The following is a 21,347-nucleotide window of genomic DNA, read 5'->3' as shown; positions in this document are numbered from 1 at the left end:
CGGATATTCACTTTGTTTTCTATCTAAATATCAGAATAGATTAGTTAATCATGTCTTACTATCGTGCGTCAGCGCGGAACGACTTGCCGTCTGTTGCTGGGCTCCCATGTAGCTGGAGGTGCGAACGTTTTGGAGGGCGAGATGTTCCTGCGGTGGATCAGTATTGCACGCCTGTTTTTCTTCGCCATGGCGGCGCTGCTTCTTGCGTCTTGCTCTGCGCGGTCCCCTCAAGCGGTTGAAATCCGGCTGGAGCGATCGGAGCGGCATGATTTTCGAATCGTCCCGCTTGCCGCGGGATTGGAGCACCCCTGGGGCCTCGCCTTTCTGCCCGATGGCCGCATCCTGGTGACGGAGCGTGAGGGCGATCTCAGGATCGTCGGTCCGGACGGGTTGGCGCCGGAGCCGGTCGGTGGTGTTCCCGATGTCTACGCCTCCGGGCAGGGCGGGTTGCTGGATGTCGCGCTGCACCCGGATTTCGCTGCGAACGGTTTGATTTATCTATCCTATGCGGGGCGAGGCCCCGGCGGAGCGGGTACGGAGGTGGTCCGCGCGCGATTCACCGAAAATTCTCTTAAAGAACTTGAGGTTATTTTCCGGCAACGGCCAAAAGTCTCCGGCGGCCGGCATTTCGGCTCGCGTCTCGCGTTCGCGCCGGACGGCACGCTCTTCATCAGCATGGGCGATCGCGGTGGCTATATGCGGGAGGCGCAGAGCCTGGCGAGCCATATCGGGACCGTGGTGCGTCTCAATGACGATGGCTCCGTTCCGGAGGACAATCCTTTTGCCGGCAGGGGTGGGGCTCTGCCGGAGATCTTTTCCTACGGCCATCGGAACGTTCAAGGTATGGCGCTGCGGCCTGGCACGGACACGATCTGGGCGCACGAGCACGGGCCGCGCGGCGGCGACGAGGTGAATATTTTGAGGCCCGGCCGCAACTACGGCTGGCCGGCGATCACCTACGGCATCGATTACAGCGGGGCGATCATCTCGGACAAGACGGCGGCGCCGGGAATGGAGCAGCCGGTGGTCTACTGGGTTCCCTCGATCGCACCGAGCGGAATGGATTTCTATCGCGGCGACGAATTTCCGAACTGGCGGGGCAATCTATTTGTCGGCGCGCTCGCGCGTACACATCTCCGCCGGCTGACGCTTGAGGGCGATCGGGTGGTGGGTGAGGAAAAGCTGCTGGAGGGCCTGGAGGAGCGTATCCGGGCGGTTAAACAGGGTCCGGACGGGTTGCTCTATGTCCTGACCGACAGTCCGGACGGGCAATTGCTGCGGCTGGAGCCGGTTCGATAGGTTTAGGTTGTCCTCCCGGATTTTGAGGTTGCACCTTTTGTCCTTTGATGGTGTAACCTTTCCGCGTTCGGGGTGTTCCAGCGGAGGCGGTCATGGCGGCGCAGACCATCGGGGTGAAAGTCAGCGAGGAATTGCGGGCGCGTCTGCGCGACGCGGCGGAGCGCGTCGGCCGGACGCCGCACTGGCTGGTGAAACAGTCTCTGCTGGGCGCCATCGAGCGGATCGAGCGGGGCGAGCCGCTGGACGGCTATCTCGGCGGCGACGCCGCGGTGGATCTCGAGGACGCATCGCCAAGCGCCGATCCGACGCCGCGCCCGTTTCTGGACTTCGCCCAGGGCGTGCAGGCCCAGAGCGTGCTCCGTGCCCGGATCACCGCCGCCTACCGCAAACCCGAGACCGAGTGCCTGCCCTATCTGATCTCCGAGGCGAGTCTGCCGCCCGCGAAGCTCTCCGCCGCGACCGATCTCGCCCGCAAGCTGGTCGAGCTCCTGCGCGAGAAGAGCGTGCGCGGCGGTGTCGAGGGGCTGATCCACGAATACGATCTCTCGAGCCAGGAGGGTGTCGCCCTCATGTGCCTCGCCGAGGCGCTGCTGCGCATTCCGGACCGGCAGACCCGCGACGCACTGATCCGCGACAAGATCTCCGGCGGCGACTGGAAGTCCCATCTCGGCCATTCGCCGTCCATGTTCGTCAACGCGGCGACCTGGGGCCTGGTCGTCACCGGCCGCCTGACCGCGACCCAGAGCGAGGAGAGCATGGGCGCGGCGCTGACCAAGCTGATCGGACGCGGCGGCGAGCCGCTGATCCGCAGCGGTGTCGACGTCGCCATGCGGATGATGGGCGAGCAGTTCGTCACCGGGCAGACCATCTCCGAGGCGCTCGCCAACAGCCGCGCGATGGAGAAGAAGGGTTTCCGCTACTCATACGACATGCTCGGCGAGGCGGCGACCACGGCGGCGGACGCGGCGCGCTACCTGAAGGATTACGAGCAGGCGATCCACGCCATCGGCAAGGCGGCGAAGAACCGCGGCATCTATGAGGGGCCGGGGATCTCGATCAAGCTCTCCGCCCTGCACCCGCGCTACCAGCGCCAGAAGCTCGACCGGGTGATGGAGGAGCTGCTGCCGATCCTGAAGAAGCTGGCCCTGCTCGCCCGCTCCTACGATATCGGGCTCAATATCGATGCCGAGGAGATGGACCGGCTGGAACTTTCTCTCGATCTCCTGGAGGCGCTCTGCTTCGACCCGGACCTTGCCGACTGGAACGGCATCGGCTTCGTCGTGCAGGCCTATTCCAAGCGCTGCCCCTTCGTCATCGACTACCTGATCGACCTCGCCCGGCGCAGCCGTCACCGGCTGATGATCCGGCTGGTGAAGGGCGCCTATTGGGACAGCGAGATCAAGCGCGCCCAGGTCGACGGGCTGGAGGATTTCCCGGTCTTCACAAGGAAGATCCATACCGACGTCTCCTACCTCGCCTGCGCCAAGAAGCTGCTGGCGGCGCCGGACGCGGTCTACCCGCAGTTCGCCACCCACAACGCTCAGAGCCTCGCCGCGATCATGCAGATGGCCGGGCCGAATTACTATTCCGGCCAGTACGAGTTCCAGTGCCTGCATGGCATGGGCGAGCCGCTCTACGAGGAAGTGGTCGGCAAGGACAGGCTGAACAGGCCCTGCCGGGTCTATGCCCCGGTCGGCAGCCACGAGACCCTGCTCGCCTATCTCGTCCGCCGGCTGCTGGAGAACGGTGCCAATACCTCCTTCGTCAACCGCATCGCCGACCCGGCCTTCTCGGTCGAGGACCTTATTGCGGACCCGGTGGCCGCCGCGCAGGCCGTGGAGCCGGTCGGCGCGCCGCATCCGCAGATCCGGCTGCCGCGCGGTCTCTATGGCGAGGCGCGGCCGAATGCGGAAGGTCTCGATCTCTCCAACGAGCATCGGCTCGCCTCGCTCTCGGCCGCCCTGCTTTCCAGCGCCGAGGGTCTCTGGACCTCGGGTCCGACCGTCCCGGGCGCAGAGGCGACGGGATCGGTGCGCGAGGTGCGCAACCCGTCCGACCGGCGCGACCTCGTTGGCACGGTCCGCGATGCCGATCCGGAGACGATCTCGAAGGCCTTCGCAAACGCCGAGACGGCGGCGCCGGTCTGGGCCGCGACCGAACCGGCGGAGCGTGCCGCCCATCTGTTGCGCGCGGCGGACCTGATGGAGGCCCGCATGCCGGTGCTGATGGGGATCTGCGTCCGCGAGGCCGGCAAGACCATGGCGAACGCCATCGCCGAGGTCCGCGAGGCGGTGGATTTCCTCCGCTACTACGCAACCGAGGTCGCAGCCAAGTTCGACATGGATACCCACCGGCCGCTCGGTCCGGTGGTCTGCATCAGCCCCTGGAATTTCCCGCTCGCGATCTTCACCGGCCAGGTCTCCGCAGCTCTTGCCGCGGGCAATCCGGTGCTGGCGAAGCCGGCCGAGGAAACCCCGCTGATCGCTGCCGAGGCGGTACGTCTGCTGCATGAGGCGGGTATCCCGGAAGACGTGCTGCAGCTCCTGCCCGGCGCGGGCGATGTCGGCGCGGCGCTGGTCGCGGAGGAACGCGTTCGCGGCGTCATGTTCACCGGCTCGACCGAAGTGGCGCGGCTGATCCAGTCAGGCCTTGCCGGGCGCCTCGCGCCGGACGGCACGCAGATCCCGCTGATCGCCGAGACCGGCGGGCAGAACGCGCTGATCGTCGACAGCTCTGCCCTGCCGGAGCAGGTGGTCGCCGACGTCATCATGTCGGCCTTCGACAGCGCCGGGCAGCGTTGCTCCGCGCTCCGCGTGCTCTGCCTGCAGGAGGATGTCGCGGACCGCATGCTGGAGATGCTGAAGGGCGCGATGCGCGAGCTCGCCGTCGGCAACCCGGACCGGCTCTCCATCGATGTCGGCCCGGTGATCAGCGCCGAGGCGCGCGGCATCATCCTGAGCCACGTCGATGCGATGCGCGAGCGCGGGAAAAAGGTCGAAGCGCTGGAGCTTCCGGCCGAAACGCGCAACGGCACCTTCGTCGCGCCGACCCTGATCGAGATCGACGACATGGCGGACCTGGAACGCGAGGTGTTCGGTCCGGTACTGCATGTGATCCGCTTCAAGCGGAGCGGGCTCGACGAGTTGGTCGACGATATCAACGCTACAGGCTACGGCTTGACCTTCGGGGTGCATTCGCGGATCGACGAGACCATCGACCGGGTCGCCCGGCGGATCGGCGTCGGCAATGTCTATGTGAACCGCAACATCATCGGTGCCATCGTCGGCGTGCAGCCCTTCGGCGGCCGCGGCCTTTCCGGCACCGGGCCGAAGGCGGGCGGGCCGCTCTATCTCAACCGCCTGCTGGCACGGCGCCCCTTCGCCTCCGCGCTCGTCGGCCGGGTGCCGGAAGTGGGACCGGAACCGGCGCATCAGTTCGAGGCGTGGCTGCGGGAGGCCGGCCGCACGGCCGAAGCCGATCTCGCCCGGACCTATATCGCCCGCTCGCCGCTCGGCACCGATCTCGATCTGCCCGGACCGGTCGGGGAGCGGAACCGTTATCTGGTGCATCCGAAAGGCCGCGTCGCCGCCCTTGCCTCCGGCAAGGGCGGCATGCTGCGTCAGGTCGCGGCGGCCCTCGCGGCAGGAAATGCGGCGGTGCTGCAGGAGAACAGCGCCGCCGCCGAGCTGGTCTCGAGCCTGCCGACGGATCTCCGTGATCGGGTGACGCTGACGAAGGACTGGACGGCGGAACCGGATCTCGCCGCCGTTCTCTTCGAGGGCGACGCGGATGCGCTGATCGAAATCCAGAAGCGCGCGGCGGACCGCGACGGCCCGCTGCTCGGCGTTCAGGGCGTTTCGCCCGCCGGGCTTGCCGCCGGCCGCGAGGACTACTGCCTCGACTGGCTGGTCGAGGAGCAGTCCGTCAGCGTCAACACCGCCGCCGCCGGAGGCAATGCGAGCCTGATGTCGATCGGCTGACGGCTCTCACGCCGCGTGTTCGTCGATCGCTTTCTCGTCCCAGACGATGCCGGCACCCGGCAGGTCCGGCGGCACCGCCATGCCGTTCTCGATCTTCGGCCGTTCCGCGAGGATACCGGCGGCAATATCGAACCATTCGAGGATGAGGCCGGTCGGCGTCGCAGCCAGCAGATGCGCCGAATGGTCCGGGAAGAGATGGCTCGAGACCGGAATATTGTGCGCGGCGGCAAGCCCCGCGACCTCCATCCAGCCGGTGACGCCGCCGATCCGCATTGCATCCGGCATGGCATGATCGAGCGCGCCCGCATCCAGCATCTTCGCCATGTCGCGCGCGCCGTACCAGTTCTCGCCGGTCTGCACCGGGGTCGCGATGGAGGCGCGGACACTGGCGTGGCCGTTCACGTCGTCCCAGGCGACTGGCTCCTCGATCCAGGCGAGACCCTCATGGTCGAGCAGGTGCATGCGTTTCACCGCCTCGTCGGCGGTGAAGGCCTGGTTGAAATCCATCGCCACCCAGGCATCCTCTCCCGCGACCGACTTGATGGCGCGGGCGACGGCGACATCCTGGCGCGGATCCGGTGCGCCGGACTTCACCTTGAAGGCCCGGAAGCCGTCCTTCAGCGAGCGTTCGATATCGCGGGCGGTTTCCTCCGGGCCCATCTGGCCGAGACTGTCATAGACCCAGACCGGGCGCGGCGTGCTGCCGAGCAGGGCGGCGAGCGGGAGCTCGTGCGCCTTCGCCAGCGCGTCCCAGAGTGCCATGTCGATGCCGCCGACCGCCGAGGCCATCAAGCCGGGCCAGCCGGCGAGCCGGCTCTTGGTCCGGAACATCTGCCAGATATCCCGCGGCATCAGCGGCTGACCCTTCACCAGATCCTCGAGCTCGGAGACCAAAAGGGCCAGCGGACGCAGGAAGTGGGCGGCGTAGGGAAAGAGGTAGGCGGATCCGACGACGCCGGCGTCGGTGCCGATATCGAGCAGCACGAGCGGGGCCGCATGCAGCGTTCCGGACGCGGTCTTGTGCGGCTGCGGCAGCGGGGCGGTGACGGTGCGGACCCGGAAGCTGCCGACCTTGATCTCCGGTGCGCCGGTCATTCCGCGGCCCCCCGGGAGATATGGGTATCGGCGGTTTGCAGGCCCGTGCCCATCCAGCCGCCATCGACCCCGATCGCCTGCCCGGTGATGTAGGAGGCCTTGTCGCCGAGCAGGAAGGACGCGAGTTCCGCCACCTCCGCCGGCTCTCCGTAGCGGTCCATCGGGATCGTGCTCAGCCATTCCGCCTTGTGCTGCGCGCTCTGCACGCCGTCGATCAGCGGCGTGTTGATCGGCGCCGGGCAGAGCGCATTGGCGCGGATGCCGTGCTTGGCGAACTCGATGGCCGCGACCTGGGTCAGGTTGATGACCCCGGCCTTCGCCGCGCCGTAAGCCGCCCGGTCGGCGCAGCCGCGCACGCCGCAAACGCTGGCGAGCGAGACCAGGGAGCCGCGGGTGCCGCGCTCGATCATCACCTGGGCCGCGTTGCGGAGCGTCGAGTAGACGCCGGTCAGGTTGATCGCGATGACGCGTTCGAAATCCGACGTCTCGGACTCCAGGATCGGCACCCGGTAGCCGATGCCCGCGCTGGCGACGCAGCCGGTCAGCCCGCCCATGAATTCGGCCCCGGCCCTTATCGCGAGATTGAGTGCCGCGTCGTCGCGCACGTCGGCGGTGGCCGTCATCACCCGTTCGCTGCCGAAGCGCTCCTGCGCGGCGACGAGGTTCGCGTCGCTCTGGTCGAGCAGGCAGACCTTGCCGCCGTCGGCGAGCAGTTTCGCCGCGATCGCGAGACCGATCCCGGAGGCGCCTCCGGTAATCACCGTTTTGCTGATCATCTTTGTTCCTCCCTATTATTGGTGGGTATTCTTTCGCGCTTTGCCGCCGGGGTCGAGAGCGGATGACGTTTCCGGGATGCTCCGAGACGCGCATTGCAAAAGTGGCTTTGATGAAAGACTGTTAGCCTCCCATTCCAATCCGGGCACGTTAGGGAGGACGCCATGGAAACGAGAGCCGCCGTCGCATTCGAGGCCGGAAAGCCGCTGCAGATCGAGACCGTGACCCTTGACGGCCCGCGCGAAGGCGAGGTGCTGGTCGAGATCAAGGCGACAGGCATCTGCCACACCGACGAATTCACCCGTTCCGGCGACGATCCCGAAGGCATCTTCCCGGCGATCCTCGGCCATGAAGGCGCGGGCGTGGTGGTCGACGTGGGCCCCGGCGTGACCAGCCTCAAGAAGGGCGATCACGTGATCCCGCTCTACACCCCGGAATGCCGGGAGTGCGAATACTGTCTCAATCCGAAGACCAATCTCTGCCAGAAGATCCGCACCACCCAGGGCGCCGGCCTGATGCCGGACGGCACCAGCCGGTTCTCGATCAACGGCGAGAAGATCTTCCACTATATGGGCTGCTCGACCTTCGCCAATCACACGGTGATGCCGGAGATCGCGCTGGCCAAGGTCCGCGAGGACGCGCCGTTCGACAAGATCTGCTACATCGGCTGCGGCGTGACGACCGGCGTCGGCGCGGTGGTGAACACGGCCAAGGTGGAGCCGGGCTCCAACGTCGTCGTCTTCGGCCTCGGCGGCATCGGCCTCAACGTGATCCAGGGCGCCCGCATGGTCGGGGCCGACATGATCGTCGGTGTCGATCTCAACCCGGCGCGGAAAGAGATCGCCGAGAAGTTCGGCATGACCCACTTCGTCAATCCGAAGGAGGTCGAGGGCGATCTGGTGCCCTATCTGGTGGACCTCACCAAGGGCGGCGCCGACTACAGCTTCGAGTGCATCGGCAACACCACCACCATGCGCCAGGCGCTGGAATGCGCCCACAAGGGCTGGGGCGAGAGCATCATCATCGGCGTCGCCGGTGCAGGTCAGGAAATCTCCACCCGCCCCTTCCAGCTCGTCACCGGCCGTTCCTGGCGCGGCACCGCCTTCGGCGGGGCGCGGGGCCGCTCGGACGTGCCGAAGATCGTCGACTGGTACATGGACGGCAAGATCGACATCGACAGTCTGATCACCCACACCATGCCACTGGACGACATCAACAAGGGCTTCGACCTGATGCATGCGGGCGAGAGCATCCGCAGCGTGGTGGTATACTAGGGTCCGATCCCCAACCCCAAATTCGTCATCCCGGACCTGATCCGGGATCTTCCGAAGAGCCTGGCTCCACGTTCGACAAGGTCCCGGCTCTCCGGCCGGGATAACGTCCAGAACCGGTCGACGGCTGGGCATGCCATCGCAGCTTGATCGTCATCCCCCAGCATTCCGTCATCCCGACGGAGGTCGGGATCCACTCTCGGCCCTCTGGTCTCGGCAGTGGATCCCGTTTTTCAACGGGATGACGGCTTTGGTGCGACTATTCTCTGACGCCTTGCTCCCATCGGCAGCACACGTAAAGATGGCGGAATGGGAGGGTCGGCGCGTGGTGGGGGAACAGTCGAAAAAGAACCAGATCGATCAGGCGACAAAGGACAAGGTCGTCAAGACCGCTTTCGCCGCTTGGCGCGAGCGCCCAGAAGACCTCGATGCCGCAGCCGTAGTCGAACTGTGGGAGGCAATGTGGGAGGCCGCGGACTTCTCTTGGGAGGGTCTCGCCGACGCCGGATGGGGGCGGAAGGACGGCCCCAACGCAGCACAAGTGCTGAAACGCTGGCGCGCTCCAGCGGACTTTCCAGGCGGTGGCGAGACCCACGGCGAGGGCGAGATTGCCTGGAAAGAGGCCACGCTCCAGGACTATTGGCGCTGGTCGCTCGGGTATGAGGGGGACGAGAGAGGCACCCGGCGGCTCTCCGATAATGAGCTTCGAATTGCGGACCTTCTACTGAAAGCGCCCGACGGTACGCTCTGGCATCGCCTGCACTTGCGTCCCGATGCCTCCCTTGACTTGGATGGTTCCGCCACAGAATTGCGAAACGCAGAACCGGGAGACGGTGCCGATAAAAGCGGGTTCGGAGGCGGCAGCCTGTCGCACGTGCTTTTGGCACGATTGGCTGTCGGCTTTGAGGCGGGCGGGAACGGCCCGGATGGCGCGCTCCGCCTGATCGGAGCCCGGGCCAAAGGCCTTGGCGATGTTCTGCGGAACTATTCCGAATCCTACGTGGAAGGCCCGGATGACCGCCCAAGGATATATCTAGACGCACGGCTTGCTGCACTCCGATTCTTCGATGTGCACGGCGCCCATTTCCACGGCACGACCGAGTTCGCCAGCGCCCGGTTCCACGGGGTGGCTCGGTTCGACGGCACCCAGTTCCACGGCCTGTCCTGGTTCGCCGGCGCCCATTTCCACAGCGCTGCCGAGTTCGCCAGCGCCCATTTCCACGGCACGACCGAATTCGCCAGCGCCCGATTCCACAGCCTGGCCAGATTCGACACTGCCCAGTTTCACGGCCAGGCAGGGTTCGGCGGCGCCCATTTCGACGGCGCTGCCCTGTTCGCCAACGTCCAGTTCCACCGCGCGGCGCGGTTCGCTGGCGCCCATTTCCACGGTACAGCCGAGTTCGGCGGCGCCCATTTTCACGGCCTGGCCCGGTTCGTCGGCGCCCAGCTCCACGGTGCGGCCTGGTTCGGCGGCGCCCTTTTCCACGGTGCAACCTGGTTCGGCGGCGCCCATTTCCACGGTGGGGCCAAGTTCGACGGCGCCCATTTCCACGGCTTCGCCGGGTTCAACGACGTGGAGTTCTGGAACAAGGCTGACGCTGGACCGGTTGGTTTCCGTACCGCGCAGTTTTTCGAACTGGCGGACTTTTCGCGCTGTCGTTTGCCCAATCAACCCGCGCGCATTCAGGGCGCGTTCGAGACCGCGCGCTTTATGGGAGAGGCGCGGTTCCGGAGCCCGGACTTCACCGCCTTTGCCGCCTTCGACGGGGCCGTCTTCAAAGGCAAGCTGCTGCTCGCCGCCGCCAGGACGGAGCGGGAGGAGCAGAGCCGGTTCGACGCCGTGCTGCGGGCGACAAAGGCGGCGGTCAAGGCAGACGGAGGATACTCGGGGAACGAGCGCGGTGCCAACAATCGCTTTGCTGCGCTGGAAGGTGGCTTGCGAGTTCTGAAGACCGCCATGGAGGCGGAGAAGGACCATATGCAGGAGCATCGGTTTTTCCGCTTCGAGTTGCAGGCGAAGCGGCGGCGGCCTTCGGTGTCGCGGTTGGAGAAGGTGGCGTCCTGGAGTTACGGGTTGCTGTCGGATTACGGCAACTCGATGGGGCGGCCGCTGGCCGCGCTTGGGCTATCGGTGCTCTTGCTCTGGGTGGTGTATTGGGGTTGGGGACTTAGTCTAGACCCGTCGTTCCTTGGGGTGGAAAAGGAGCGGACGGCGCTGGAATTCTCCATCCGCAACGTGGTTCAGCCCTTCTCGCCCTGGACGGCGACTACACGTTCCACGCTCTTCGAATTGGATATCGTGAAGATCGTGAGCTGCGGCAAGCCGGCCGAGACGGCGTGCCCGTCAAACGGCGGGTTCGGATGGCTTGCCTTCCGACTGCTGGCGACGTTGCAATCGGTTTTCTCGCTGCTTCTCGCCTTCCTCTTCGCGCTCGCGCTCCGAAAGAAATTCCAGATCAGTTGACGGCTGGCTTATGATTGGCTCCCAAGGGCGAACCGTCCGAGGGGGGCAACATGTTGGAGATCCCTGCATTTCCGACCGTGACGATCGGGATCATCGTCTTCTTTCTCGGCGCGATGCTGACGCGGCGGGTCGGTTTCCTGAAGTCCTACAATATTCCGGAACCGGTCTCGGGCGGACTGGTCGTGGCCTTCGTGATCTGGCTGCTCTATCTCTTCGCCGGTATCGAGGTGGTGTTCGACCTCTCGGCGCGGGACGAGTTCCTGGTGATCTTCTTCGCCACGGTCGGGCTCAATGCGCGGCTCTCGGATCTGGCGCGCGGCGGCCGCCTTCTCGCGATCCTTCTCGGTGCCACCTTCATCTTCATCGTGGCGCAGAACGCCGTCGGGCTCCTCGGCGCGGTCCTGTTCGATCTTCCGAAGCCGTTCAGCGTCCTGATCGGCTCGGCGTCGCTGATCGGCGGGCACGGGACCGCGATCGCGTGGGGGCCGACGATCGGGACTGCGACCGGCGTCGCGGGCGCCAGCGAGATCGGGATCGCGGCGGCGACGCTCGGGCTGGTCTCGGCCGCCCTCATCGGCGGGCCGATCGCGCATTACCTGATTGGCCGGCACGGTATCTCAGGCGGGAACGATACGACCCTCACGGTCGGCATGCCCTATCCGAAGGAAGAGGAGGACGAAACCGGGGAGGGTCAGGTCAATCACATCACCCTGATGCGGGTTCTGCTCTGGGCCCATATCGCCGTGATCGTCGGCTATTTTGCCAATAAGGGGATCGCCGAGGCCGGTCTGAAGCTGCCGCTGTTCGTGCCCTGCCTCTTAACCGGGATCGTCTTGGCGAACACGGTGCCGCTGCTTTTTCCGAGCGTGCAGTTTCCGGCGCGCACCCGCTCGCTCGCCATCGTCTCCGACTATGCGCTCTCGATCTTTCTCGCCATGTCGCTGATGAGCATCCAGCTCTGGACCCTCGCCGGGCTCGGCGGGCCGCTGGTCACCGTACTGGTGCTCCAGATCCTCGCGGCGGCGGCCTTCATCGTCCTGATCTTCTTCAGGGTGATGGGGAAGGACTATACCGCCGCCGTGCTGAGCGCGGGCTTCGCCGGTTTCACCCTCGGCGCGACGCCGACCGCGATGGCCAACATGTCCTCCGTGACCAAACATTTCGGCCCGGCGCCGCTTGCCTTCATCGTGCTGCCGCTGGTCTCCGCCTTCTTCGTCGACCTCGCCAACGCCTTCGTCATCGGCTTCTTCGTCGGGCTGTGACGGTGTTGGAGCTCAGATCTCGGTAATCGTCGCCGCGGTCGCTTCGTCGCCGGTATTCGGCGTGCCGGCTTTCTCGATCAGCAGCAAATGGGCCTCTTCCTCGGCAACCGGCCGGTGCCGGACATTCTTCGGGACGACATAGAGTTCGCCCGGGCCGAGGGTGACGTCGCCGTCCTCGGTCTCGATCCGGATCCGTCCCTCCAGAACCATGAAGAAATCGTCCGTATCGTCGTGCGAGTGCCAGTTGAACTCGCCTTTCACCTTCACGACCATGATGTCGTGACCGTTGAAGGCGGTGACTTTCTTCGGCGACCAGTGCTCGCTGAATTTCGTGAGCTTTTCGGCGAGGTTGACGGCTTCGATTGCCATGCTTCGCGTCCTTTCGCTTGCTTTACAGGTTCTGGCCGCCATCGACGGCGACGGTCTGGCCGGTGACCCAACTCGCGGCGGGCGAGAGCAGGAAGGCGGCGACGGTGCCGATTTCCGCCGGCGTGCCGTAGCGGTCGAACGGGATGCTAGCCAGCGTCGCGGCATAGACGTCCGGCGCCTCGGTCTTGCGCCGCTCCCAGCTGCCGCCGGGGAATTCGATGGAGCCCGGCGCGATGCAGTTCACCCGCACCCGGTCGGCGGCGAATTTCTTCGCATGGCTCTGGGTCAGCTGGATCACGGCCGCCTTCACCGCGCCGTAGGGGATCGAGCTCGAGCTGCCGATGCCGGAAATCGAGGAGATGGTCAGGATCGATCCTTTCGAGGCGGTGAGAAAGGGGTAGGCCGCCCAGGTGGCGCGGACCACGCCCATCAGGTCGACATCGACGCCCTTCTTCCAGCTTTCCTCGTCGTCGCTCGCCCCGAAACCGGAGGGATTGTTCACCAGCCCGTCGATCCCGCCGAGCGCGTCCGCCGCGCCCTCGATATAGGATTTGACCGCGTCGGCATCGGCGACGTCGCAGATCGCCGTGTGCACCACCCCGCCATGGGCCGAGATCTTCTCGGCGGCATTCGCGAGGCTTTCCTGGCTGCGGCCGCAGACCGAGACGGCGGCGCCTTCCGCCGCGCAGGCTTCCGCAATGGCGAGCCCGATGCCGCGGGTGCCGCCGGTGACGATGATTTTCTTCGCTTTGAGTCCGAGATCCATGTGTGTGCTCCCCAACGATAAAACCGTCATTCCCGCGAACGCGGGGACCCAGGGCTGTCTGCCTAGCCCTATGATCACCGGGTCCCCACTTGCGTGGGGATGACGACAAAAGTAGTGGTGGCGCCGAAAAGCTCAGCCGCCGGAACTGATCCCGAGCGCGTGCCCGGCGAGATAGAGGGAGCCGCAGATCAGGAAGCGCACGGGCGTGCTCTTCTTCTGACTGTCGCGAAGCGCCTGCTGCACGGTTTTTACCGGTACCGCCGGCATGGCGGCACGTTTGGCGCCGTCCATCAGCTCGTCCTCGGAAAGGGAATTCTCCTCGCCCGGAATGGGCATCACATAGAGCCGCTTCGCCCGCCCCTTCAGATGTCTAAGATAGGCAGCAGGGTCCCTGGTGTTCAAGGAGCCGAAGAGAAGATGGACCGGCAGCGCGCCGGGCTCGGCAGCCCAGCCGTCGAGGATCGCCGCCACCGCCGCGCCCGCGCTCTCGTTGTGGCCGCCATCGACCCAGAGCATGGAACCGGGGGCGAGATACTCTGTCAGGGCGCCGTCCTGAAGCTGCTGCATGCGGGCCGGCCAGCTCGCCTCGGCGATGCCTTTCGCGCGCGCGCCCTCCGGACTGGGGACCGGTTTCTCCGCAAGGTCGGCCGCCATAAGCGCTTGCCCCGCATTGGCGATCTGGTGCGCGCCGAGCAGTCCGGGCTTCGGATAGCGCCGCGTGGTGCCGCCGGCGCTGAAGAGGATGCCGTCGCCGCCCTCGGCCACATTCCATTCCTGGCCGTAACGGTAGAGCGGCGCGCCGACCTCCGCCGCGCGCGCTGCGATCACGGCGAGTGCCGCCGGATCCTGGGGGCCGATGACCGCAGGTACGCCCGGCTTCAGGATGCCGGCCTTCTCGAAGGCGATCTTCTCGATCGTGTCGCCGAGGAATCCCATATGGTCCATCGAGACCGGCGTGATCACCGAGACGGCCGGTTTTTCCACGACGTTGGTCGCGTCGAACCGCCCGCCGAGCCCGACCTCGAGCAGCAGCACGTCGGCCGGGCTGCGGGAGAAGGCGAGGAAGGCCGCCGCCGTGGTGATCTCGAACAGCGTGATCGGCACGCCGCCATTGACCCGCTCGCAATCCTCCAGGATCGCGACCAGCGCCGCGTCGCCGATCTCTTCGCCGGCGACATAGAAGCGCTCGTTGTAGCGCACGAGATGCGGCGAGGTATCGGCATGGACCTTCAGGCCCGCCGCCTCGTAGATCCCGCGCAGCATGGCAATGGTCGAGCCCTTGCCGTTGGTGCCGGCGACATGGATCACCGGCGGCAGCTTGCGCTCCGGATGACCGAGGCCGTCCAGCAGCCGTTCCAGCCGGTCGAGCGTCAGGTCGATCAGTTTCGGGTGCAGGCGCTGCAGCCTCTCCAGGATCGGCTGCGGCGAGGGCGTCGGTGCGGAAATCTCGGGGTCCTCCGGCGGGCGAAGCCTAGCTCTCGCCGCCTTCTTCCGTGTCCTCTGCCGCCTTCGATTTCGGCAGAGAGACCACCTCGGCCTCAGGCAGTGGCGAGCGGATCATGGAGAAGATCCGGATCAGCGTGTTCCTGAGCTCCTTGCGATGCACCACCATGTCGACCATGCCGTGCTCGAGCAGGTATTCGGAGCGCTGGAAGCCGTCCGGCAGCTGCTCGCGGATAGTCTCCTGGATCACCCGCTGGCCGGCGAAGCCGATGATGGCACCGGGCTCGGCGATATGAATGTCGCCCAGCATGGCGAAGGAGGCGGTGACGCCGCCCGTGGTCGGATCGGTCAGCACGACGACGAAAGGCAGGCCGGCTTCCTTGACGATCTCGCGGGCGATCACCGTGCGCGGCATCTGCATCAGCGAGAGGATGCCTTCCTGCATGCGGGCGCCGCCGGAGGCCGGGAAGACCACCAGCGGAGCCTTCTGCGCCTTGGCGAGCTCGGCTGCGCGGACCAGCGCGTCGCCGACGGCGACCCCCATCGATCCGCCCATGAAGTCGAAACGGAACAGCGCGATGACGACCGGGGCACCGCCCATCTTGCCGTGGGCGACGATGATCGCATCGTCCTCGCCGGTTTTCGCCTGGGCTTCCTTCAGCCGGTCCGTGTAGCGCTTGCGGTCGCGGAACTTCAGCGGGTCCAGCACCGGCTTCGGCAGTTCGATCCGGTCATGTTTCTCGCCGTCGAACAGCAGCTCCAGCCGCTCGACCGCGCCGATCCGCATATGGTGTTCGCAGTTCGGGCAGACCTGCTGGTTTTCCTCGAGATTGCGGTGGAAGATCATCTCCCCGCAGCCGCCGCACTTGATCCAGAGATTCTCCGGCACGTCGCGCGGCTGCACGAGGGCCTTGATCTTCGGCAGGACCGAGTTGGTGATCCAGTTCATGTCATCCCACTCCGCGTCTCGCGGGTCAAAATCAGCCGCGCGCCTCGCGCACGCCCTTGGCCAGCTCCGATACGAGGTCGGTCAGGGCGCCGACGGTGCCTTCCGTGGCCTTGCCGTCCGCATCCAGCGTTCCGGCAATCGCGTTCACCGCTGCCGTGCCGACGATGCAGGCATCGGCGACCGAGCCGATGGCCGCCGCATGTTCCCGGGTCTTGATCCCGAAGCCGACGGCGATCGGCAGATCCGTGTGTCCGCGCAGGCGCCCGACGGCGGCCCGGACCAGATCGACCGGCGCGTCCGCCGTCCCGGTGATCCCGGTGATCGAGACATAGTAGAGGAAGCCGCTGGTATTGGTCAGCACCTTCGGCAGACGGGCATCGTTCGTGGTCGGCGTCGCCAGCCGCACGAAAGGCAGGCCGCGCTTCACGGCCGGTACGCAAAGCTCGTCATCCTCTTCCGGCGGCAGGTCGACCACGATCAGCCCGTCGGCGCCGGCGGAGATGGCGTCGGTCAGGAACTTCTCCACCCCGTAGATGTAGATCGGGTTGTAGTAGCCCATGAGGACGACCGGCGTCGTCTGGTCCTCTTCCCGGAACTTCCTCACCAGATCGATGGTCTTGGCGAGCGAGGCGCCCGCCTTCAGCGCACGCTGGCTCGAGGCCTGAATCGCTGGGCCGTCCGCCATCGGGTCGGAGAACGGCATGCCGAACTCGATCATGTCCGCGCCGGCGCCGGGCAGCGCCTTCAGGAGCGCGAGCGAGGTTTCCGGATCGGGATCGCCGGCAGTGATGAAAATGCCGAGCCCGGGGCGGTTCTCCGCCTTCAGGCCCGCGAAGCACTTGTCCAGTCGGGAAGCGGTATAGTCCATCAGAGTTTGCCCATTTCCTCGAGCCGCGGAATCACCGCATCCAGATCCTTGTCGCCGCGGCCGCAGAGGTTCATGACCACGATCTCGTCCTTATCCATGTCGCCGATCATCGTGCCGGTGAAGGCGAGCGCGTGGCTCGGCTCCAGGGCCGGGATGATGCCTTCCAGCTTGGCGCAGAGGGCGAAGGCCTCCAGCGCTTCTTTGTCGGTGGCGCTGACATAGTTCACCCGGCCGCTCTCGTGCAGCCAGGAATGTTCGGGGCCGATGCCCGGATAGTCGAGGCCGGCCGAGATCGAGTGCGCCTCGGTGATCTGCCCGTCATCGTCCTGCAGCAGGTAGGTCCGGTTGCCGTGCAGCACGCCCGGCGCACCGCCGGTCAGCGAGGCCGCGTGTTCGCCGCTGGAGATACCGTGTCCGGCTGCCTCGACCCCGTAGATCTTCACGCTCGGATCGTCGAGGAACGGGTGGAACAGGCCGATGGCGTTGGAGCCGCCGCCGATGCAGGCGACCACGGCGTCCGGAAGCTTGCCTTCGGCTTCCTCGAGCTGCCAGCGCACCTCCTCGCCGATGATGCACTGGAAGTCGCGTACCATGGCCGGGTAGGGGTGCGGGCCGGCGGCCGTGCCGATGATGTAGAAATGGGTTTCCGCCTTCGACACCCAGTAGCGCAGGGCCTCGTTCATGGCGTCCTTCAAGGTGGCGGAGCCGGAGGTCACCGGAACGACCTTGGCGCCGAGCAGGCGCATGCGGTCGACGTTCGGCTTCTGCCGCTTCACGTCCTCGGCGCCCATGAAGACCTCGCACTCCATGCCGAAGAGGGCGCAGGCAGTGGCGGTCGCGACGCCATGCTGGCCGGCGCCGGTCTCGGCGATGATCTTGGTCTTGCCCATGCGCTTGGCGAGCAGGGCCTGGCCCATCACGTTGTTGATCTTGTGGGCGCCGGTATGGTTGAGCTCGTCCCGCTTGAAGTAGAGCTTGGCGCCGCCGAAATGCTCCGTCAGCCGCGGCGCGAAATAGAGCGCGCTCGGGCGGCCGATATAGTGCTTGCGGTAATATTCCATCTCCGCCCAGAAGTCCGGGTCGCCTTTCGCCGTCAGGTAGGCTTTCTCGACGTCGAGAATCAGCGGCATCAGGGTTTCGGCGACATAACGGCCGCCGAAGATTCCGAAATGCCCGTTTTCATCGGGTCCGCTTCGGAACGAGTTCGGGGCTGGCGTGGCGCTGGCCATGGTCAGACTTCCTCATCTTTCGGGGAGGCTCGCGAAAGGCGGCATAATGCGCGGGGCGCCCTGCCAAAGCAAGGCTCCGGGCAGGCAAAATATGTCAGGCTTTTCCGAGCGCCGCGGCGACGAATTTCCGGATCTTCTCGGGGCTTTTCACGCCGGGCGCATCCTCGGCACCCGACGCGGTGTCGACCGCCCCGGTCCCGGTGACGCGGATCGCCTCCGCGACGTTCGCCGCGTCGAGCCCGCCGGCGAGCATCCAGGGGGTCTTGCCGCGATAGGCCTGGAGCGCGGTCCAGTCGAAAATCAGGCCGTTGCCGCCCGGAAGTTTGTCCTTATCCTTCGGCGGCTTGGCATCGAACAGCAGCAGATCGGCGACGCCGTCATAGGCTTCCGCGGACCGCGCGTCCGCCGCTTCCGCGACGCGAACCACTTTCATCACCTCGACGCCGAAGCGCGCCTTGATCTCGCGGACCCGCTCCGGCGTTTCCTTGCCGTGGAGCTGGAAGATGTCGGGATGCAAGTGCTCCCAGATCTCCTCCAGCAGCGCGTCGTCGGCATCTACCACGAGGGCGACGATCTTGACCCCCGCCGGGACATGGCGGGCCAGCAACCTGGCCTCGGCCGGCGTCACCGCGCGCGGGGAGGGGGCGAAGAAATTGAAACCGAGATGAGTGGCGCCTGCCGCCGCGGCCGCCTCGACCGAGTCCGGCGTTTTCAGGCCACAGATTTTAACGTCCATCTTTTCTACCGGGCATCCGGGGAGGGCAGCGCCTTGCGCAGATCGTCCACCTCGTGAGAGCGGACATCGAGATCGTGTTCGAGCCGCCGGGCCTTGCCTTCAGCGACACGTGCGCGGCGCCGGGTCGATCCGCCGCTGAACCAGGCGACGACGGTGCCGAGCACGAAGCCGAACGCCATGGTGCAGAGCCCGAGAATATAGGCCGGCACCTCGACCGTGATCGGCAGCGGCCAGAACCCGACCTCGACGGCGTGCCGGTTGGAGATCGCGAACAGGACGATGACGATCGCGACCGGCAATCCGATCAGCATGCCGAAGGTCTTAGCGATGAATGATCTGCGGGCCATGGTGTTTCCGTTTTGCTAGCGCTCCTAATCTAGTGCGCGGCGCGGAAAATCTAAATGGCCTAATTGGCGGAAATTGTCCGCCGATGGCATCACAGAAATCGGAAATGCGGGAAGTGAGCCCCGGGCGTCCGGCGCCTAGCCTTCGTTGATGCGATCGCGGAGCTGCTTGCCGGTCTTGAAGAAGGGCACGAACTTCTCCTGCACGGGAACGGAATCCCCGGTCCGCGGATTGCGTCCGACACGGGCATCGCGCTTCTTGACGGAGAACGCCCCGAAACCGCGGAGCTCTACCCGGTCGCCGCGTGCAAGGGCATCAGAGATTTCGTCGAAAATTGCGGAAACGATACGCTCGACGTCGCGCTGATAAAGGTGGGGGTTCGCCTCAGCGAGACGCATGATCAACTCTGATTTGGTCATGTTTGCCACGCTCCCCCAAAACAACCCTTCGGCGCACCGGAACGGCGGCCGGATGGGTTACGGCGACAATAAAACCGAATTTTGCCGCTGTTCGTCAAGTTTAAGTCTCTCTTTTGCATAATAAAAAAGCACTTCACCAAACGCGAAGTGCGGTCTTGGCCCTGCAAATGAGAACGGCGCCGCCCGGTTGGGCGGCGCCGCTGCTCGCGAGAGAGTTGGGTTTGGCGTCGGCCTTAACCCTGGTTCTCTTCTTCTTTCTGTTTCAGGGCCGCGCCGAGGATGTCGCCAAGGCTTGCACCGCTGTCGGACGAACCGTAGTCGGCCATGGCCTTCTTCTCTTCCTCGATCTCGCGGGCCTTGATCGACAGCGTGAGCTTGCGCGTCTTGTTGTCGATCTGCGTGATCTTCGCGTCGACCTTCTCGCCCACGGCGAAGCGGTCCGGGCGCTGCTCGGAACGGTCGCGGGAAAGATCGGACTTGCGGATGAAGCCGTTCAGGCCGTCGCCGACGGAGACCTCAAGGCCATTGTCGGTGAGTGTGGTGACCGTACAGGTGACGACCGCACCCTTGCGCAGGTCGGACGCACCGGACTCGAACGGATCCTCGGAGAGCTGCTTGATGCCGAGGGAGATGCGCTCCTTCTCGGTATCGACGTCAAGGACCTTCGCCTTGACCATGTCGCCCTTCTTGAACTCCTTGATGGCCTCTTCGCCCGACTGCTCCCAGGAGAGGTCGGAGAGGTGCACCATGCCGTCGATCTCGCCGGAGAGGCCGACGAACAGACCGAATTCGGTGATGTTCTTGACCTCGCCCTCGATCTCGGTGCCGACCGGGTAGCTGGTGACGAAATCGTCCCACGGATTGGCCATGCACTGCTTGAGGCCGAGGGAGATACGCCGCTTGCTCGGATCGACGTCGAGGACCATGACCTCGACTTCCTGGCTGGTGGAGACGATCTTGCCCGGATGGACGTTCTTCTTGGTCCAGCTCATCTCGGAGACGTGGACCAGGCCTTCGATGCCCGGCTCCAGCTCGACGAACGCACCGTAGTCGGTGATGTTCGTGACGCGGCCGGTGAACTTGGTGCCGACCGGGTACTTCAGCTCGACGCCTTCCCACGGATCCGCCTCGAGCTGCTTCATGCCGAGGGAGATGCGCTGGGTTTCCGGGTTGAAGCGGATGACCTGCACCTTGACGGTGGAACCGATCTGCAGCGCTTCGCTCGGGTGGTTGATGCGGCGCCACGCGATGTCGGTGACGTGCAGCAGGCCGTCGACACCGCCGAGATCCACGAACGCGCCGTAGTCGGTGATGTTCTTGACCACACCCTGCAGGACCTGGCCTTCCTGGAGGTTCGCGACCAGCTCGGAACGGGCTTCGGCGCGGGACTCTTCAAGAACGGCGCGGCGGGAAACGACGATGTTGCCCCGGCGGCGGTCCATTTTAAGGATCTGGAACGGCTGCGGCGTACCCAGCAGCGGGCCGATGTCGCGCACCGGACGGATGTCGACCTGGCTGCCCGGCAGGAAGGCCACGGCGCCGGACAGGTCGACGGTGAAGCCGCCCTTGACCCGGCCGAAGATGGTGCCGGTGACACGCTCGTTCTTCTCGAAGGCGCCTTCGAGGACAGCCCAGGCTTCCTCGCGACGGGCCTTCTCGCGGCTCAGCATCGCTTCGCCGTTCCGGTCTTCCATGCGCTCGACATAGACTTCGACGGTATCGCCCGGCGCGAGTTCCGCCTTCTGGCCGGGGCCGCCGAATTCCTTCAGCGCCACACGGCCTTCGGACTTCAGTCCGACATCGATCAGGGCGCTGTCGCCTTCGATCGAGACGACCGTGCCCTTGACCACGCTGCCTTCGATGCTCGTGACGTCGCCGAAGGACTCGTCGAGCAGGGCAGCAAAATTCTCAGTGATTTCCGGTTCCTGAACCGCAGCGGCTGTATCAGCCATGTAAGCTCCTCAAAGGGTCATGCCGGAGAACCGCGGTTCACCGGCAGCAGTATCGTGGTGGCTGTGCAAATATGATGATCTGCGCCCCGCCTCGCGGGGCCGTTCCACCCGGTCCGTGGGCTGGAA

Annotated in this window: 17 protein-coding genes; 5 read left to right on the top strand and 12 right to left on the bottom strand. The window is 65.7% G+C overall.

Going from position 1 to position 21,347, the window contains the following annotated elements; all coding sequences use genetic code 11:
- The first annotated feature begins 141 nt into the window (after positions 1 to 141).
- Together NUH88_RS08785 and putA are read left to right on the top strand one after the other, a co-directional pair.
- Positions 142 to 1,299 (top strand): PQQ-dependent sugar dehydrogenase, encoded by a 1,158-nt coding sequence (locus NUH88_RS08785; RefSeq protein ID WP_257771470.1) that lies wholly within the window; start codon positions 142 to 144, stop codon positions 1,297 to 1,299.
- 92 nt (positions 1,300 to 1,391) lie between these two features.
- Positions 1,392 to 5,279 (top strand): trifunctional transcriptional regulator/proline dehydrogenase/L-glutamate gamma-semialdehyde dehydrogenase, encoded by a 3,888-nt coding sequence (putA, locus tag NUH88_RS08780; RefSeq protein WP_257771468.1) that lies wholly within the window; start codon positions 1,392 to 1,394, stop codon positions 5,277 to 5,279.
- A gap of 6 nt (positions 5,280 to 5,285) precedes the next feature.
- On the opposite strand, the gene NUH88_RS08775 is transcribed toward putA, so the two are convergent.
- Positions 5,286 to 6,374, bottom strand: a complete 1,089-nt coding sequence (locus tag NUH88_RS08775; protein ID WP_257771466.1) for an enolase C-terminal domain-like protein — start codon at positions 6,372 to 6,374, stop codon at positions 5,286 to 5,288.
- Positions 6,371 to 7,150: an SDR family NAD(P)-dependent oxidoreductase gene (locus tag NUH88_RS08770; RefSeq protein WP_257771464.1), complete on the bottom strand. Its 780-nt coding sequence runs from the start codon at positions 7,148 to 7,150 to the stop codon at positions 6,371 to 6,373. Before NUH88_RS08770 ends, NUH88_RS08775 begins: the two co-directional genes overlap by 4 nt.
- Before the next feature lie 162 nt (positions 7,151 to 7,312).
- Here NUH88_RS08770 and NUH88_RS08765 point away from each other — a divergent pair, with 162 nt between their 5' ends.
- The 3 genes from NUH88_RS08765 (at position 7,313) to gltS (ending at position 12,145) form a co-directional block, all read left to right on the top strand.
- Positions 7,313 to 8,422 carry an S-(hydroxymethyl)glutathione dehydrogenase/class III alcohol dehydrogenase gene (locus tag NUH88_RS08765; protein ID WP_257771462.1) on the top strand — a complete coding sequence of 370 codons (1,110 nt, stop codon included), beginning with the start codon at positions 7,313 to 7,315 and terminating at the stop codon, positions 8,420 to 8,422.
- Between the two features lie 298 nt (positions 8,423 to 8,720).
- The gene (locus NUH88_RS08760) at positions 8,721 to 10,883 is read left to right on the top strand and encodes a pentapeptide repeat-containing protein (RefSeq protein ID WP_257771460.1); all 2,163 of its coding nucleotides are present in this window, start codon (positions 8,721 to 8,723) and stop codon (positions 10,881 to 10,883) included.
- 50 nt (positions 10,884 to 10,933) lie between these two features.
- On the top strand, positions 10,934 to 12,145 hold the full coding sequence (gene gltS / locus NUH88_RS08755) for a sodium/glutamate symporter (protein WP_257771459.1): 1,212 nt from the start codon (positions 10,934 to 10,936) through the stop codon (positions 12,143 to 12,145).
- Between the two features lie 12 nt (positions 12,146 to 12,157).
- Here gltS and NUH88_RS08750 read toward each other — a convergent pair whose 3' ends face one another.
- From NUH88_RS08750 to rpsA, 10 genes are all read right to left on the bottom strand, one after another.
- The gene (locus NUH88_RS08750; protein ID WP_257771457.1) at positions 12,158 to 12,514 is read right to left on the bottom strand and encodes a cupin domain-containing protein; all 357 of its coding nucleotides are present in this window, start codon (positions 12,512 to 12,514) and stop codon (positions 12,158 to 12,160) included.
- 22 nt (positions 12,515 to 12,536) lie between these two features.
- Positions 12,537 to 13,280 carry an SDR family NAD(P)-dependent oxidoreductase gene (locus tag NUH88_RS08745; protein ID WP_257771456.1) on the bottom strand — a complete coding sequence of 248 codons (744 nt, stop codon included), beginning with the start codon at positions 13,278 to 13,280 and terminating at the stop codon, positions 12,537 to 12,539.
- A 132-nt stretch (positions 13,281 to 13,412) separates the two neighbouring features.
- Positions 13,413 to 14,588 (bottom strand): bifunctional folylpolyglutamate synthase/dihydrofolate synthase, encoded by a 1,176-nt coding sequence (locus NUH88_RS08740; protein WP_257771454.1) that lies wholly within the window; start codon positions 14,586 to 14,588, stop codon positions 13,413 to 13,415.
- 163 nt (positions 14,589 to 14,751) lie between these two features.
- Positions 14,752 to 15,672: an acetyl-CoA carboxylase, carboxyltransferase subunit beta gene (gene accD / locus NUH88_RS08735; protein ID WP_257771452.1), complete on the bottom strand. Its 921-nt coding sequence runs from the start codon at positions 15,670 to 15,672 to the stop codon at positions 14,752 to 14,754.
- A 31-nt stretch (positions 15,673 to 15,703) separates the two neighbouring features.
- A complete protein-coding gene (gene trpA, locus NUH88_RS08730; RefSeq protein WP_257771451.1) occupies positions 15,704 to 16,540 on the bottom strand; it encodes a tryptophan synthase subunit alpha in 837 nt (278 codons plus the stop codon).
- Entirely contained in the window at positions 16,540 to 17,769 is a 1,230-nt protein-coding gene (gene trpB / locus NUH88_RS08725; protein ID WP_257771450.1) for a tryptophan synthase subunit beta, read from the bottom strand. The genes trpA and trpB overlap by 1 nt, the downstream gene beginning before the upstream one ends.
- Before the next feature lie 94 nt (positions 17,770 to 17,863).
- Positions 17,864 to 18,505, bottom strand: a complete 642-nt coding sequence (locus NUH88_RS08720; protein ID WP_257771448.1) for a phosphoribosylanthranilate isomerase — start codon at positions 18,503 to 18,505, stop codon at positions 17,864 to 17,866.
- Positions 18,506 to 18,510: 5 nt separating this feature from the next.
- On the bottom strand, positions 18,511 to 18,852 hold the full coding sequence (locus NUH88_RS08715) for a lipopolysaccharide assembly protein LapA domain-containing protein (protein WP_257771446.1): 342 nt from the start codon (positions 18,850 to 18,852) through the stop codon (positions 18,511 to 18,513).
- Between the two features lie 135 nt (positions 18,853 to 18,987).
- On the bottom strand, positions 18,988 to 19,269 hold the full coding sequence (gene ihfB / locus NUH88_RS08710) for an integration host factor subunit beta (protein WP_193184070.1): 282 nt from the start codon (positions 19,267 to 19,269) through the stop codon (positions 18,988 to 18,990).
- Positions 19,270 to 19,502: 233 nt separating this feature from the next.
- Complete coding sequence (gene rpsA / locus NUH88_RS08705; protein WP_257771442.1) at positions 19,503 to 21,221, bottom strand: 30S ribosomal protein S1; 1,719 nt, start codon at positions 21,219 to 21,221, stop codon at positions 19,503 to 19,505.
- Positions 21,222 to 21,347: the final 126 nt, after the last annotated feature.

This window comes from Nisaea acidiphila (assembly GCF_024662015.1).
Taxonomy (GTDB): domain Bacteria; phylum Pseudomonadota; class Alphaproteobacteria; order Thalassobaculales; family Thalassobaculaceae; genus Nisaea; species Nisaea acidiphila.
Note: the sequence above shows the minus strand (reverse complement) of the source record. Positions and strands in the feature narration are given on the sequence as shown.